Origin of the sequence: Pseudonocardia tropica (assembly GCF_040105315.1) — a bacterium.
In the GTDB taxonomy this organism is placed as follows: Bacteria; Actinomycetota; Actinomycetes; order Mycobacteriales; family Pseudonocardiaceae; genus Pseudonocardia; species Pseudonocardia alni.
In genome coordinates this window covers 124,725-137,948 of record NZ_JBEDNP010000006.1, presented here as the reverse complement: position 1 = coordinate 137,948, position 13,224 = coordinate 124,725, and the positions used below count along the sequence as shown (strand labels likewise).

General features: G+C 75.3%; 12 protein-coding genes. 7 read left to right on the top strand and 5 right to left on the bottom strand.

From position 1 onward, the window contains the following. Window positions 1-21: 21 nt before the first annotated feature. The 3 genes from WHI96_RS12275 to WHI96_RS12265 form a co-directional block, all read right to left on the bottom strand. Window positions 22-1,557: an acyl-CoA synthetase gene (locus WHI96_RS12275; RefSeq protein ID WP_345649080.1), complete on the bottom strand. Its 1,536-nt coding sequence runs from the start codon at window positions 1,555-1,557 to the stop codon at window positions 22-24. Window positions 1,558-1,653: 96 nt separating this feature from the next. After that, complete coding sequence (locus WHI96_RS12270; RefSeq protein ID WP_345649083.1) at window positions 1,654-1,998, bottom strand: histone-like nucleoid-structuring protein Lsr2; 345 nt, start codon at window positions 1,996-1,998, stop codon at window positions 1,654-1,656. Window positions 1,999-2,217: 219 nt separating this feature from the next. After that, complete coding sequence (locus WHI96_RS12265; RefSeq protein WP_345649085.1) at window positions 2,218-3,357, bottom strand: MBL fold metallo-hydrolase; 1,140 nt, start codon at window positions 3,355-3,357, stop codon at window positions 2,218-2,220. A gap of 51 nt (window positions 3,358-3,408) precedes the next feature. On the opposite strand from WHI96_RS12265, the gene WHI96_RS12260 reads away from it, so the two are divergent. Next, the gene (locus WHI96_RS12260; RefSeq protein WP_345649088.1) at window positions 3,409-4,179 is read left to right on the top strand and encodes an enoyl-CoA hydratase-related protein; all 771 of its coding nucleotides are present in this window, start codon (window positions 3,409-3,411) and stop codon (window positions 4,177-4,179) included. Between the two features lie 159 nt (window positions 4,180-4,338). Then, window positions 4,339-4,830 carry a MarR family winged helix-turn-helix transcriptional regulator gene (locus WHI96_RS12255; RefSeq protein WP_345649091.1) on the top strand — a complete coding sequence of 164 codons (492 nt, stop codon included), beginning with the start codon at window positions 4,339-4,341 and terminating at the stop codon, window positions 4,828-4,830. Window positions 4,831-4,834: 4 nt separating this feature from the next. Here WHI96_RS12255 and WHI96_RS12250 read toward each other — a convergent pair whose 3' ends face one another. Further along, on the bottom strand, window positions 4,835-5,014 hold the full coding sequence (locus WHI96_RS12250; protein WP_345649094.1) for a hypothetical protein: 180 nt from the start codon (window positions 5,012-5,014) through the stop codon (window positions 4,835-4,837). A 478-nt stretch (window positions 5,015-5,492) separates the two neighbouring features. Between WHI96_RS12250 and WHI96_RS12245 the strand changes: the two genes are divergently transcribed. Then, window positions 5,493-7,097, top strand: coding sequence for an AMP-binding protein (locus WHI96_RS12245; protein ID WP_345649097.1), 1,605 nt, complete (start codon window positions 5,493-5,495; stop codon window positions 7,095-7,097). A 20-nt stretch (window positions 7,098-7,117) separates the two neighbouring features. On the opposite strand, the gene WHI96_RS12240 is transcribed toward WHI96_RS12245, so the two are convergent. After that, window positions 7,118-8,446: a L,D-transpeptidase gene (locus WHI96_RS12240; protein ID WP_345649100.1), complete on the bottom strand. Its 1,329-nt coding sequence runs from the start codon at window positions 8,444-8,446 to the stop codon at window positions 7,118-7,120. Between the two features lie 107 nt (window positions 8,447-8,553). Here WHI96_RS12240 and WHI96_RS12235 point away from each other — a divergent pair, with 107 nt between their 5' ends. From WHI96_RS12235 to WHI96_RS12220, 4 genes are read left to right on the top strand one after another with little or no spacing between them, the layout of a single operon-like run. Continuing rightward, the gene (locus WHI96_RS12235; protein ID WP_345649102.1) at window positions 8,554-9,753 is read left to right on the top strand and encodes a cysteine desulfurase-like protein; all 1,200 of its coding nucleotides are present in this window, start codon (window positions 8,554-8,556) and stop codon (window positions 9,751-9,753) included. Window positions 9,754-9,776: 23 nt separating this feature from the next. Next, window positions 9,777-10,973: an ABC transporter substrate-binding protein gene (locus WHI96_RS12230; protein WP_345649105.1), complete on the top strand. Its 1,197-nt coding sequence runs from the start codon at window positions 9,777-9,779 to the stop codon at window positions 10,971-10,973. Further along, window positions 10,970-12,091 carry an iron chelate uptake ABC transporter family permease subunit gene (locus WHI96_RS12225; protein WP_345649108.1) on the top strand — a complete coding sequence of 374 codons (1,122 nt, stop codon included), beginning with the start codon at window positions 10,970-10,972 and terminating at the stop codon, window positions 12,089-12,091. Before WHI96_RS12230 ends, WHI96_RS12225 begins: the two co-directional genes overlap by 4 nt. Further along, on the top strand, window positions 12,088-12,885 hold the full coding sequence (locus tag WHI96_RS12220) for an ABC transporter ATP-binding protein (RefSeq protein ID WP_345649111.1): 798 nt from the start codon (window positions 12,088-12,090) through the stop codon (window positions 12,883-12,885). Before WHI96_RS12225 ends, WHI96_RS12220 begins: the two co-directional genes overlap by 4 nt. Window positions 12,886-13,224: the final 339 nt, after the last annotated feature.

The window sequence follows — 13,224 nt, the reverse complement described above, 5'->3', positions numbered from 1 at the left end:
GGCGACGCGGGGGAGGGGTGGTCACACGTAGCGGTCGCGCAGCTCCCGCTTGACGAGCTTGCCGGTGGGGGTGCGCGGCAGGAAGTCGGTGAAGTCCACCGACGACGGCGCCTTGTGGTGCGCGATCCGCTCCCGCACGAAGTCGATCAGCTCGCGCTCCAGCTCCGGGCCGGCGTCGACGCCCTCCGGGGGCTGGACGACGGCCTTGACCTTCTCGCCCATCTCGTCGTCGGGCACCCCGATGACGGCGACGTCGAACACCTTCGGATGCAGCGCGAGGGCGTCCTCGACCTCCTGCGGGTAGATGTTCACCCCGCCCGAGATGATCGTGAACGCCTTGCGGTCGGTGAGGAAGAGGAAGCCGTCCTCGTCGAGGTAGCCCAGGTCCCCGGTGGTGGTCCAGCTGTCGTGCTCGGGGTGGGTCGCGGCGAGGGTCCTGCCCGGGTCGTTGTGGTACTCGAACGGCCGGACCTCGCGCTCGAAGTAGACCGTCCCGATCTCGCCCGGGGCCAGGACGGCACCGGTGTCGTCGGCGATCCGGATGGTGCCGAGCCCGGCGCGCCCGACCGAGCCGGGACGCTCGCTCCACTGCGCCGAGTCGATGAAGGTGATGCCGTTGGACTCGGTGGCGGCGTAGTACTCGTGCAGGACCGGACCCCACCAGTCGATCATCGCCTGCTTGACGTCGACCGGGCACGGGGCGGCCGCGTGGACCGCGACCCGCATCGAGGACACGTCGTAGGAGGCGCGGACGGACTCGGGGAGCTTGAGCATCCGCACGAACATCGTCGGCACCCACTGCGAGTGGGTGACCGAGTACCGCTGGATCAGCGCCAGCGCCTGCTCGGGGTCGAAGCGCTCCATCACCACGACCGTCCCGCCCAGCGCCTGCACCGTGGCGGTGAACCGCAGCGGCGCGGCGTGGTAGAGCGGGGCCGGGTTCAGGTAGACGGTGTCGGTGTCGAAGCCGTACATCGACCCGAACAGGGCCTGGTAGGTGTCGCCCGGCTCGTCGACCTGCCGGTCGGGCAGCGTCGACCTGATGCCCTTGGGACGGCCGGTGGTGCCCGAGGAGTAGAGCATGTCCGCCCCGCGCGGCTGGTCGGCCGGCGGCTCGGCGGAGACCGCGGCGAGGGTCTCGTCGTAGTCGGCGTAGCGCGACGCGCCGGGGATCTCGCCGCCGAAGGCCAGCCGTACCGGGGTGTCGACGTGGTCCTCGATCGCCGCGGCCAGACCGGCGACACCGGCCGAGACGACGAGCGCCTTCGCGCCGCAGTCCCGCACGATGTAGGCCGCCTCGGGCGCCGAGAGGTGGTGGTTCACCGCGGTGATGTAGAGCCCCGACCGCTGGGCGGCCCAGTACACCTCGTAGACCCGCGCGGTGTTCTCCGCGACGAGCGCCACGACGTCGCCCCGCTGCAGCCCGGCCGCCCGCAGGTGGTTCGCGAGCCGGGCGGACCCCTCCTCCAGCTCACGGAAGGTCAGGGTGGCGCCCGAGCCGCCCATGATCACGGCCGGCTTGTCGGGGGTCGTCGCGGCGTGCGTGCCTGGGTACATCAGGGCCTCTCCGTCGGGGCGCGCCGCGGATCGCCCGGCGCACGTCTCTCGTGGGCCCGATCCTGCCATCCGGCGCGACCCCGGCGGCGCCGGCGGTCAGGAGTGCGCGTTCTGATGGGCCTCGAGAACCGAGGACGGGATACGCCCGCGCTCGGAGATCCTCATTCCCTGGGCCACCGCCCATTCCCGCACGGCGCGGTTCGCGGCGCGTTCCGAGGCGCTGGAACCGTTCGACGACGAGGTGCCGGATGCGGTACTGCGCCGACCGGACCCGCGACGGGCGGCCGCGACGTAGGGCGCCAACGATTCCCGCAGCTTCTCGGCATTCTTCGTGGACAGGTCGATCTCGTAGGCGCGGCCGTCGACGGAGAACTCCACCTGCTCGTCGGCCTCGGTGCCGTCGAGGTCGTCGACCAGTGTGATGGTCGTCTGCTGCGCCACGTCGTCATTCCTTCCACGGGGGAATCACCGGATCTGCCGGAGACGGGAATCGCCCGGTCGGAGCCGGAACCGATTCTTCGGGCAGAACGATAAAGGATGCCGAACCGACCTGTCGAACCCCTACCCGGAAATAGGCCGGAGCCGCCGTTTCCGGTCGGGGGATACGGCGTCCGGGCGACGGGAATGGGCGAAAAGGGTCAGCGGTGAACGTGGCGCGAATCAGCGCGCGGTCGGCCACCACGGTTCGGTGGGAACCGCGGCGCGGGCGTCGTCGTCGGTCGTGACGCCGGTCAGGTCGATCCGCTCACCCGGGCGCGGCAGCGCCAGGACCACGTCCTGGTCGGCGGCGGCCTTGCGGGCCCGCTCGGCGGGCTCGTCCCACGGGTGGAAGCCCAGGTTGAACGTCGCCCAGTGGATCGGCAGCAGCACCCGGCCGCCCAGCTCGCGGTGCGCGGCGACGGTCTGCTCCGGGTCGGCGTGGATGTCGGGCCACAGGTCGGCGTAGGCGCCGATCGGCAGTACCGTCAGGTCGAACGGGCCGTGCGCGGCCCCGGTGCGCGCGTGCGCCCGGGTGGCGCCGGTGTCCCCGCCCAGGTAAGCGGTGTGCCGCGCCCCGGCGACCTTCCAGGCGGCCCACAGCGTCGTGTTGCGGCGCAGCCCGCGCCCGGAGAAGTGCCGGGTCTCCAGGCAGGTCAGCTCCAGCCCGGCGACGGTCACCACGCCCTCCCAGTCGCGCTCGACGACCCGGTGCCCGGGCACGCCCCAGGCCCGCAGGTGCGCGCCCACCCCGAGCGGGCCGACGAACACCGCCGAGGTGTCGCGGGCCAGCGCGGTGACCGTCGGGCGGTCGAGGTGGTCGTAGTGGTCGTGGCTGATCACGACGACGTCCGGGGACCCCAGCGCGGACAGCGGCGCGACCGGCGGGTGCAGGCGGCGCGGCCCGAAGCGCGGCACGGGGGAGGCGTAGTCCGACCAGACGGGGTCGACCAGGACCCGGCGGCCGTCGATCTCCAGCAGCACCCCGGCGTGGCCCAGCCAGGTCACCGCCAGCCCGGCGGGCGCGTCGGGGGTCCGCAGCGGCGCGAGCGGCACCGTGGCCGGCGCGACACCCTCGGACCGCCGGGCCACCAGCATGTTCAGGATCATCCGGGCCGAGGCCTTGGCCCGCGGCAGGCCCGGCTCGGTGTTGGCGAACACGCCGTCGACGGCGTTCGGCGACCCGGACGCGATCCGGCGCAGCTCGCCCGCGCGGGCCCCCATGTTGCGGCGCACGTGCAGGCCGAGCGCGGCGAGGGCACCGGTCAGGGCGAGCGGGACGGACAGGACGGCCGCGGTCGGGAGGCGCTTGCTGCGGGACACGATCACCACAGTACGAACGCCCGGGCCCGCTCCCCACCTACAGTCACGATCGTGACGGACGGCATGACGGGGACGCGGGTGACCACCGAGCGGCACGGGCACGTGCTCCTGATCCGGATGACGCGGCCGGAGAAGCGCAACGCCGTCGACGCGGCGATGACGGCCGGGCTCGACGAGGCGCTCAACACCCTCGACGACGACCCGGACCTGTGGTGCGGCGTGCTCGCCGGGGACACGACGGCGTTCAGCGCGGGCACCGACCTGGCCGCCGGCTCCGGCGGGCCGACGCCGCGCGGCGGCAACTACGGCGTCGTCCGGCGCGACCGGCGCCGCCCGCTGATCGCCGCCGTCGAGGGCGTCGCCTACGGCGGCGGGTTCGAGATCGTGCTCGCCTGCGACATGGTCGTCGCGTCGACGACGGCGCGGTTCGGGCTGCCCGAGGTCGCCCGCGGTCTGGTCGCGAACTGCGGGGCGCTGTTCCGGGCGCCGCGGCCGCTGCCGCTCAACATCGCCAAGCAGCTGCTGGTCACCGGGCGCCCGCTGGACGCCGAGCGCGCGTACGCCCTGGGCCTGGTCAACGAGCTCGTCGAGCCGGGCGGGGCGGAGGCCGCGGCGCTGGCGTTCGCGGCCGCGGTGTGCGAGAACTCGCCGCTGGCGGTGTCGGTGTCGCTGCGCGCGCTGGAACGTGTGGTGTCCGAGCCGGACGAGCGTGGGTGGAACGCCACCGAGATCGCCTCGGCGGCGATCGACAGGTCCGCGGACAAGACCGAGGGGATCGCGGCCTTCCTGGAGAAGCGCCCGCCGCGCTGGACGGGGCGCTGACTCGCCCGGTGGGTCGCCGCGCCGGACGGGGCGCCGGCCTGCGCCCGGTACGCCACCGCGCCGGACGGCGGCGCCGGCCTGCGCCCGGTACGCAACCGCGCCGGACGGCGGCGCCGGCCCGCGCCCGGTAGGTCGCCGCACGCGACTAGGCTCGTCGGCATGCCTGCCCGGACGCGACGTGAGGACCTGGTCGCGCTGCTGCAGGACTACGCCGGCGAGGCCGAGCTGCTCGGCCAGGAGTTCGCCGGACGGCACCGGCTGCACCCCACCGACCTGCACGCGCTGCTCGCGGTGATGCGCGCGGACTCCGCGGGCGAACCGCTCACCCCGGGCGTCCTCGGTGCCCGGCTCGGGCTGTCCACCGGTGCGACGACCGCGCTCGTCGACCGCCTGGAGCGCGCCGGCCACGTGCGCCGCAGCCGTGAGTCCACCGACCGGCGGCGGGTGACCCTGCGCCAGGCCGAGAACGCCGCCGAGGTCGGCGGGGCGTTCTTCGGTCCGCTCGGTGCCCGGATGGACGCCGTGCTCGCCGGCTTCGACGACGACGAGCTCGCCGCCGCGGCCCGGTTCCTCACCGCGATGAACGCGCTGGTCGCGGACTACCGCGCCGACCTCGCCGCCGGGCCGGCACAGAGGTCCGCCCCGGCCTGAGCGGTCAGGCGTTCGCCGCCGCGGTGTCCGGGTACTCCGCGAACGTGCGGCGCGCGGCCCCGGTGCGGGTCGGGACGTGCCCGGTGGGGACCTCCGCCGGGGTGACGCCCACTGGGACCGGCCGGGCCAGCGCATCCCGTGGTGGATGCGGCCCGGGCCGGACCGTCGCGGGCGACGGGTGCATCCAGCGTTCCCTCCGCCCCGGCGACCCGCCGATCGAGCAGCTCGGCGTCGCCCGAGTCGGGCGCCTGGTTGCCGAACCCCCCCCGCGCGTGGCGGCACTGGCCGAGCATCTCGGGCTTCGGCCCGAGAGAGACCTGGCCGAACCCGCCGCCGAGCTCCGGGTCGGTGCCGAGGCCCCACGCCGTTGCGTCCGCCTCCCCACGAGCCTCGTCGCCGCGAACCTGCCCCGGCCCGCCACGACGTGGACAGGCCCGCCGAGCCGGTGCTCGGCGGCGCCGGTGGTCGGTGGTGCGGGTGGTCGACGGATCCGGTGGTCGGTGGTGCCGGTGGTCGACGGATCCGGTGATCGACGGTGCGCGCGGTGATCCGCGGCTCGCGTGCGTCCGGACGCACGCGCGGAGCGGATCACCGTGCGGGGGGCGGATCACCGTGCGGGCGGGGCGATTGCGTGCCCGGGCGCTCCCGGGGAGGCTCGCGGGATGACCGACGAGGCTCCCGTCCCCGTCCACCCGGCGGGTGTCCCGGCCGACCTGGTGGACCTGTCCTACGAGCCGCTGACCCCCACGGCGTTCCTCGACCGGGCCGCGGCGGCGCACGGCGACCGGGTCGCGGTCGTCGACGGTGACCTGCGGTTCACCTACACCGAGTTCCGCGACCGCTGCCTGCGCCTGGCGGGCTCGCTCGCCGCGCTGCACGGCGGGCGCCCGGTCGCGGTCCTCGTGCCGAACACCCACGTCGGGCTGGAGGCGGCGCACGCGGTCCCGTGGTCGGGGACGGCGCTGGTCGCGGTCAACACCCGGCTGTCGGCGGGCGAGGTCGCCTACATCCTGGAGCACTCCCGTGCCTCGGTGCTGGTGGCCGACCCGGTGTTCGACGACCTCGTCGCCGAGATCGTCGACCGCCTCGACACCCCGCCGCACACGGTGCGGGTCGGCCCGGACTACGAGCGCCTCGTCGAACAGGGGGAGCCCACCGCGGTGCGCCCCACCGACGAGCGCGGCCTGCTGTCGATCAACTACACGTCCGGGACCACCGGGAACCCGAAGGGCGTGATGTACCACCACCGGGGCGCCTACCTGCAGGCGCTGGCGATGGTCGGCCACACCGGGCTGACCGCGTCGTCGGTGCACCTGTGGACGCTGCCGATGTTCCACTGCAACGGCTGGTGCTTCCCCTGGGCGGTCACCGCGGCCGCCGCCACCCACGTCTGCCTGCCGAGGGTCGAGCCGTCCCGGATCTGGGAGCTCGTCCGCGACCAGGGCGTCACCCACCTCAACGGCGCCCCCACCGTCCTGTCGATGATCGCCCACGCGCCGGAGGCCGGGCCGGTGCAGACCCCGGTGGCCGTCGCGACCGGGGGAGCACCGCCGAGCCCGGCGATCCTGCGCCGGATGGCCGAGCTCGGGTTCGAGGTGACCCACCTCTACGGGCTCACCGAGACCTTCGGCCCGGCGATGATCTGCGACTGGCGTCCGGAGTGGAACGACCTCGACGCCGACGCCCGGGCCCGGATGAAGGCCCGCCAGGGCGTCGGGAACATGATCGCCTGCGCCGTCCGGGTGATCGACGACGACGGCGCCGACGTGCCCGGCGACGGGGAGACGAGCGGCCAGATCGCGTTGCGCGGCAACAACGTCATGCTCGGCTACCTCGACGACGAGCAGGCCACCCGCGACTCCGCGCCGGACGGCTGGTTCCGGACCGGCGACATCGGCGTCATGCACCCCGACGGCTACGTCGAGCTCCGCGACCGCTCCAAGGACGTGATCATCTCCGGTGGGGAGAACATCGCCAGCGTCGAGGTGGAGCAGGCCATCGCCGACCACCCGGCCGTGCTGGAGGTCGCGGTGGTCGCCGTCCCCGACGAGCGGTGGGGCGAGGTCCCGGCCGCCTGGGTGACCCTGCGCGAGGGCGCGAGCGCCACCGAGGACGAGATCGTCGAGCACGTGCGCGGACGGCTGGCGCGGTTCAAGGCGCCGAAGCGGGTCACCTTCGCCGAGCTCCCCAAGACCTCCACCGGGAAGATCCAGAAGTTCGTGCTGCGCGACGAGGCGTGGGCCGGCCAGGAGCGCCGGATCCGGTAGCCGGCGTCAGGACGGTCCGGTCACGGCAGTGCGCTCAGCGAGCGCCACTCGTCCCAGGGGATGGTCCAGTCGTAGAGGTCGCCGTCGGCCGCGGTCAGCGGCTGTGAGCTGCCGGTCACCTCGACCGGGTCGCCGAACACGGCGCCCGCGAAGAACTCCTTCGCGTCACGGGTGGAGAGGTTGATGCAGCCGTGACTGACGTTGCGGTTGCCCTGCGCCCACGACGACGCGGGGTTGGCGTGGATGAACTCGCCGTTGTTGGAGATCCGGACCGCCCAGAACTGGGGTTCGTCGACGTAGCCGTAGTCGGGGTTGCTCATCAGCACCTTCTCCGACCTGGCCATGACCACGTGGATGCCGGAGCGGGTCACCCGGCGCGGGTCGGACTCCAGGCCGTAGGAGGCGTCGTAGCGGGCGACCTCCGTGCCGTCGCGGACGACGACGATCGCGTGGCTGCGGGTGTCGGCCTTCACGATCTGGCTGCGTCCCACGGTGAAGGCCCGGTCCAGGTCCTCCGTCATGAAGGTGCCGTCGCCCAGGTCGAGCCCGCGCAGCGCGCCCCGCACGCGGACCTGCGTGTGCGCGGGCCAGTAGGCCTTCGGCCGGTAGTGCACCCGCGAGCCCTCGGCGGTGTCGGGCAGCCACGCCCAGGCGCCCTCGACCTTCCGCGACGCGGTGACGCTCAGCGCCCGCTCGACGGTGGCCTTCGCGGCGTCGGGGAGCTTCTCGCCGAAGGTGAGCACGACCGGGGCGCCGATGCCGACCTCGCCGCCGTCGCGGATGTTCATGGTGGCGTCGACGGTGTCGTCGGGGTCGACGGTGGTGAACGGGGCCGGGGGCACCGGGCGCCGGTCCTGCGGGCCCAGCACCCAGCTGCCCGACCAGTGGTAGGTGGTGGCGAGGTCCAGCGGCTCGGTGGCGGTCCAGCTGCGGCCGTCGGGGGACAGGGTGCCCGCGACGGTGACCGGCCCGTCGTCGCCGTCGGCGGTGAGTGCGACGCCGTCGAGGGTCCCGGTGCTGACCTCGGTGCGGACCGGGCTGCGCGGGGCGACCGGGGCACCGCCGGCCGGGACGCTGGTGAGGACCTCGGGGACGGGGGGTACGGGTGGCACGGCCGGGGCCGGACGGAGGCGGTCGACGGCACCGGCGAGGTTGCGGGCCAGCGAGTCGACGCCGCCGCCGACGGTGTCACCGATCCGGCCGCCCGCCATCGCGGCGGTCCCGCCCGCGAGCAGGACCACCAGTGCGACCAGCGAGGTCGCGAGCACCGCCCAGGTGCGACGGTGCACCGAGCGTCGCCGCCGGCGTGGGGTGTGGCGCCCGCGCGAGTGCTCCCAGGACCTCGACATGCCGAGGATCATGGCCCGCGTGTCACCCACACGGGCGGTGCGACACCCCGACGACATGTGATCGTTGCCCGGGCGCGTCCGCGGCGACGGCGTGACAGGGTTCCGCCATGAGCTACGACGTCGCCGCCGTCCGCAGCCGTTTCCCCGCCCTGCGCGCCGGGATCGCCCACTTCGACGGGCCCGGCGGCTCCCAGGTCCCCGACGCCGTCGCCGGGGCGGTGGCCGCCGCCATGACCTCGCCGCTGGCCAACCGCGGGACGGTCACCAGCGGTGAGCGCGCCGCCGACGCGATCGTGCTCGGCGCCCGCGCCGCGACCGCCGACCTGCTCGGCGCGGACCCGCGCGGGATCGTGTTCGGGCGCAGCATGACCGCGCTGACCTTCGACCTCGCCCGCACGCTGGCCGCGACCTGGTCGCCGGGCGACGAGATCGTCGTGACCCGCCTCGACCACGACGCGAACATCCGCCCCTGGGTGACCGCCGCGCAGGCGGTCGGGGTGACGGTCCGGTGGCTCGACTTCGACCCCGCCACCACCGAGCTCGACGACGTGACGCCGCTGCTGTCCGACCGCACCCGGCTCGTCGCGGTGACCGGGGCGTCGAACCTGGTCGGGACCCGCCCCGACCTGCCCGCGATCGCCGCAGCCGTGCATGCCGCCGGGGCGCTGTTCATGGTAGACGGTGTGCACCTGACCGCGCACGCCCCGATCGACGTCGCCGCGGTCGGCGCCGACTTCTACGCCTGCTCGCCCTACAAGTTCCTCGGCCCGCACTGCGGGGTGCTCGCCGCCGACCCGGCGCTGCTGGAGACCCTGCACCCGGCGAAGCTGGCACCGTCGAGCGACGCGGTGCCCGAGCGCTTCGAGCTCGGCACCCTGCCCTACGAGCTGCTCGCCGGGACCACCGCCGCCGTCGAGTTCCTCGCCGCCCTGGACCCGTCGGCGACCGGGGACCGCCGGGCGCGGCTGCAGGCGTCGATGGCCGCGGTGGAGGAGCACGAGCGGCCGCTGCGCGAGCGCATCGAGACCCACCTCGCCGCCCTGCCCGGGGTCACCGTGCGTTCCCGGGCGGCCCGGCGGACCCCGACCCTGCTGGTGACCTTCGACGACCGCGACGCCGCCGACGCCTACCGGCACCTGGCGCAGCGACGGATCGCGGCGCCCGCCTCGTCGTTCTACGCGCTCGAGTGCTCGCGGCGGCTCGGCCTGGGGGACACCGGATCCCTGCGGATCGGGCTCGCCTGCTACACCGACGACGCCGACGTCGACCGGCTCCTGGACGGGCTCTCCGACTTCGTCGGGGCCTGATCCACATATGTGAGACTGTTCAGGTGACGCGTCCTCGGTGGGTCTTCGCGGCCCTGCTCGCACTGTCCGTCGTCGCCGGGTGCTCGGCACCCGCCGCGGCACCGCAGGCCCCCGGCGGGACCGGAGCGGCGGCACAGGACTGCGTGCCCGGCGCCGGATCCGCCCCGGACGACACGGTCGCCTTCGGCCACGCCACCAACGTCACGATCACCGGCGGCGACGGCTACCGGGTCCTGACCGTCCGCACGCCCTTCCCGGGTGGGCAGCCGCAGTCGGTCGTGCTCGTCGGCTGCGGACAGGGCGACCCGGCGCTGCCCGCGGCGCTCGCCGGGGCCCCGGTGGTGCACACCCCGGTGAGCGGGATCTTCGCCGGCTCGACCACCCAGCTGCCGATGATCACCGAACTGGGTGGGCTCGACCGGATCACCGGCGTCGGCGGGGCCGCGCTGGTCACCGACCCGGCCGTGCGCGGTCGCGTCGAGTCCGGTGCCGCCGTCGACTTCGCGCCGAACTCCACGATCGACGCCGAGGCCGTCGTCGCCGCCGCGCCGCCGGTCGTGCTGTCGGCGGGGACCGACGACCCGGCCTTCCCGGCGCTGGCCGCCGCCGGGATCCCGGTGGTCGGCTGGGCGGACTACCTGGAGACCGGCCCGCTCGGCCAGGCCGAGTGGATCAAGGTCGTCGGTGCGCTGACCGGGCAGGACGCCCGCGCCGCGGAGGTCTTCGACGGCATCGCGGGCCGCTACACCGACCTCGCCGGTCGCGTGCGCGGCCTGCCGCCGACCCCGATCGTCGCCGGGCAGCCCTACCAGGGCACCTGGAACGTCCCGGCCGCCGAGTCGACCGCGGGCATCCTCTTCCGCGACGCCGGCGCCACCTGGCTGGGCGCCGGGATGCCCGGCACCGGCACCCAGGCGCAGTCGCTGGAGCGGGTGCTGGCCGACGACGGCGACGCCCGCATCTGGCTCGCCGACGGCCCGTTCGCCACGACCGCCGACGTCGCGACACTCGACCCGCGGCTGTCCTCGCTCGCCGCGGCCCGCCCCGGCGGGCAGCTGTGGACCCGCGACAGGGCCACCACCGCCGACGGCGGCAACGCCCTCTACGAGCGCGGCGCGCTCCACCAGGACGAGATCCTCGCCGACCTCGTCGCGATCCTGCACCCGCAGGCCCTGCCCGGGCACGCGTTCACCTACTACCGGCAGGTGCCCGCCGGATGAGGCCGGCCGCGCCGGCGTCGCCCGCTCCGGCGACCCGGGTCCCGGACCGGGCCGGGCAGCGCTCGGGACGCCGGGCGCCGCTGGTCCTGGCCGTGCTCGCCACCGGTGTCGTCGTGCTGTTCGCCCTGGCCGTCTCGACCGGGTCGGTGGTGATCGGGCTCGACCGGACGCTGTCGGCGCTGCTCGGCATCGGCATGCCCGACGCCCGGCTCGACCTGCTCGTCACCGACCTGCGGGTCCCGCGGGCGGTGACCGCGGCGGCCGTCGGCGTCGGGCTGGGCATCGCGGGGCTGCTCACCCAGACCCTGTTCCGCAACCCGCTGGCCGAGCCCTACGTACTCGGGGTCAGCGCCGGAGCCGGGCTGGGCGTCGCGCTGGTGACCACGCTCGGCGCGGCCGCGGGGACCGCCGCGTTCGCCACCGGCGGGCTCGGCGCCGCACCGGTCGTCGGGGGGCGGCTCACGACGGTCGTGGCCGCGGCGGTCGGTGCCGCCGCCGTGCTCGCGCTGGTGCTGGCACTGTCGCGGTTCGCCCGGTCGGTCACCGCACTGCTCGTGATCGGCGTGATGCTGGGGTCGGCGGTCACCTCGGTGGTCAGCCTGCTGCTGGTCTGGACCGACCCGCGCACCGCGCAGCAGTACCTGATGTGGGGCCTCGGCTCGGTGTCCGGCGTCGGCCGCGGCGAGCTGCCGGTCCTCGGCGGGATCGTCGCGGCCGGGCTGCTGGCGGTGATCCTGCTGGCCAAGCCGCTCGACGGGCTGTTGCTCGGCGACGACTACGCCCGCACCGCCGGTGTCGACGTCGCCCGGGTGCGGCTGGTCGTGCTGCTCGTCGCCGCCGTACTGGCCGGGACGGTCACCGCGTTCTGCGGACCGATCGGGTTCCTCGGCATCGCCGTGCCGCACCTCGCCCGGATGGCGGTCGGCACCTCGCGGCACCGGGTGCTCGTCCCGGCCACCGCCCTGACCGGTGCGCTGGTCGGGCTGGCCTGCGCGGTCGTCGCGAACCCGCCGGGGGCGGGCACGGTGATCCCGCTGAACGTGGTGACGTCGCTGGTCGGGGCACCGGTGGTGATCGCGGTGCTGCTGCGCTCCCGACGCCTGGGTGCGGCCTGGTGAGGGCCGGGCTGGTGCTGTCCGGGCTGGTCGTCGGGTACGCCGAGGGCGGGGCGCTGCGCCGCGGCCGGGTGCGCCCGGTGCTGTCCGGGGTGGACGCCGTCGCCGCACGGGGCGAGCTGACCGTGCTGCTCGGGGCGAACGGCGCTGGCAAGTCCACCCTGCTGCGGACCCTCGCCGGGCTGCTGCCCGCGCTGGGCGGCACGGTCGCCCTCGACGGCACCGACCTGCTCGGGCTGCGCGCACCGGAGCGGGCCCGCCGGGTCGGGGTGGTGCTGACCGACCGGCCGGACCCGGGGCAGCTGACCGGCCGCGACGTCGTCGAGCTGGGGCGGCTGCCGCACACCGGCGCCACCGGCGTGCTCACCGCCGACGACGAGGCCGCCGTCGACGCCGCGATCGACGCGGTCCGCGCCGGGCCGCTGGCCGGACGCCCGCTGGCCCGGATGTCCGACGGCGAGCGGCAGCGGATGATGGTCGCCCGTGCACTGGCCCAGCAGCCGTCGCTGCTGCTGCTCGACGAGCCGAGCGCGTTCCTCGACGTCTCCTCCCGGGTCGCGCTGCTCGGGACGTTGCGCCGGCTGGCGGGGGAGCAGGACCTCGCGGTGCTGTTGTCCACCCACGACCTGGAGCCGGCACTGCGTCTGGCGGACCGGGCCTGGCTGCTCGACGGCGCGGGCGCGCTGCGCACGGGGACGCCCGGCGAGCTGGCCGCCTCGGGGGCGGTGGGGGCGGCGTTCGACACCGACGAGCTGGCCTTCGACGCGCCCACCGGCACCTTCCGCCTCCGCGTCTGAGGCGCGCCCGCGCCGCGCTGCCCGCGCCCGGCGGAGCCACCCCCCGCCCGGCCGGAGCGCGCCCGGTTCGACCCGGGCGGTCGCCGCCCCCACCGGACCCGCGCCGCACGGGTTCCGATCGCACCGCACACCTCCGGACACGTGCGGCGGGGCAGGAACCCGTGCGACGCCCCGCGTGGTGGGGGTGCGCCGCGGATGCGGGGTCGGAACGCGGGGTGGGTCGGAACTGCGGAAAGGGCCCCGGACAGTGGCATGGATCACCCGGACGGCGTCGCGATCAGCGGATGCGGTCCGGAGGTGCACGACCGCCCGCGTCGACGGCGCGGCGGCCGGGCGCGG

Coding starts and splice junctions, on each gene's coding strand:
- WHI96_RS12275 (WP_345649080.1), bottom strand. CDS start 1,557: ATGTACCCAGGCACGCACGCCGCGACGACCCCCGACAAGCCGGCCGTG.
- WHI96_RS12255 (WP_345649091.1), top strand. CDS start 4,339: ATGCCTGCCCGGACGCGACGTGAGGACCTGGTCGCGCTGCTGCAGGAC.
- WHI96_RS12250 (WP_345649094.1), bottom strand. CDS start 5,014: ATGCACCCGTCGCCCGCGACGGTCCGGCCCGGGCCGCATCCACCACGG.
- WHI96_RS12245 (WP_345649097.1), top strand. CDS start 5,493: ATGACCGACGAGGCTCCCGTCCCCGTCCACCCGGCGGGTGTCCCGGCC.
- WHI96_RS12235 (WP_345649102.1), top strand. CDS start 8,554: ATGAGCTACGACGTCGCCGCCGTCCGCAGCCGTTTCCCCGCCCTGCGC.
- WHI96_RS12225 (WP_345649108.1), top strand. CDS start 10,970: ATGAGGCCGGCCGCGCCGGCGTCGCCCGCTCCGGCGACCCGGGTCCCG.
- WHI96_RS12240 (WP_345649100.1), bottom strand. CDS start 8,446: ATGTCGAGGTCCTGGGAGCACTCGCGCGGGCGCCACACCCCACGCCGG.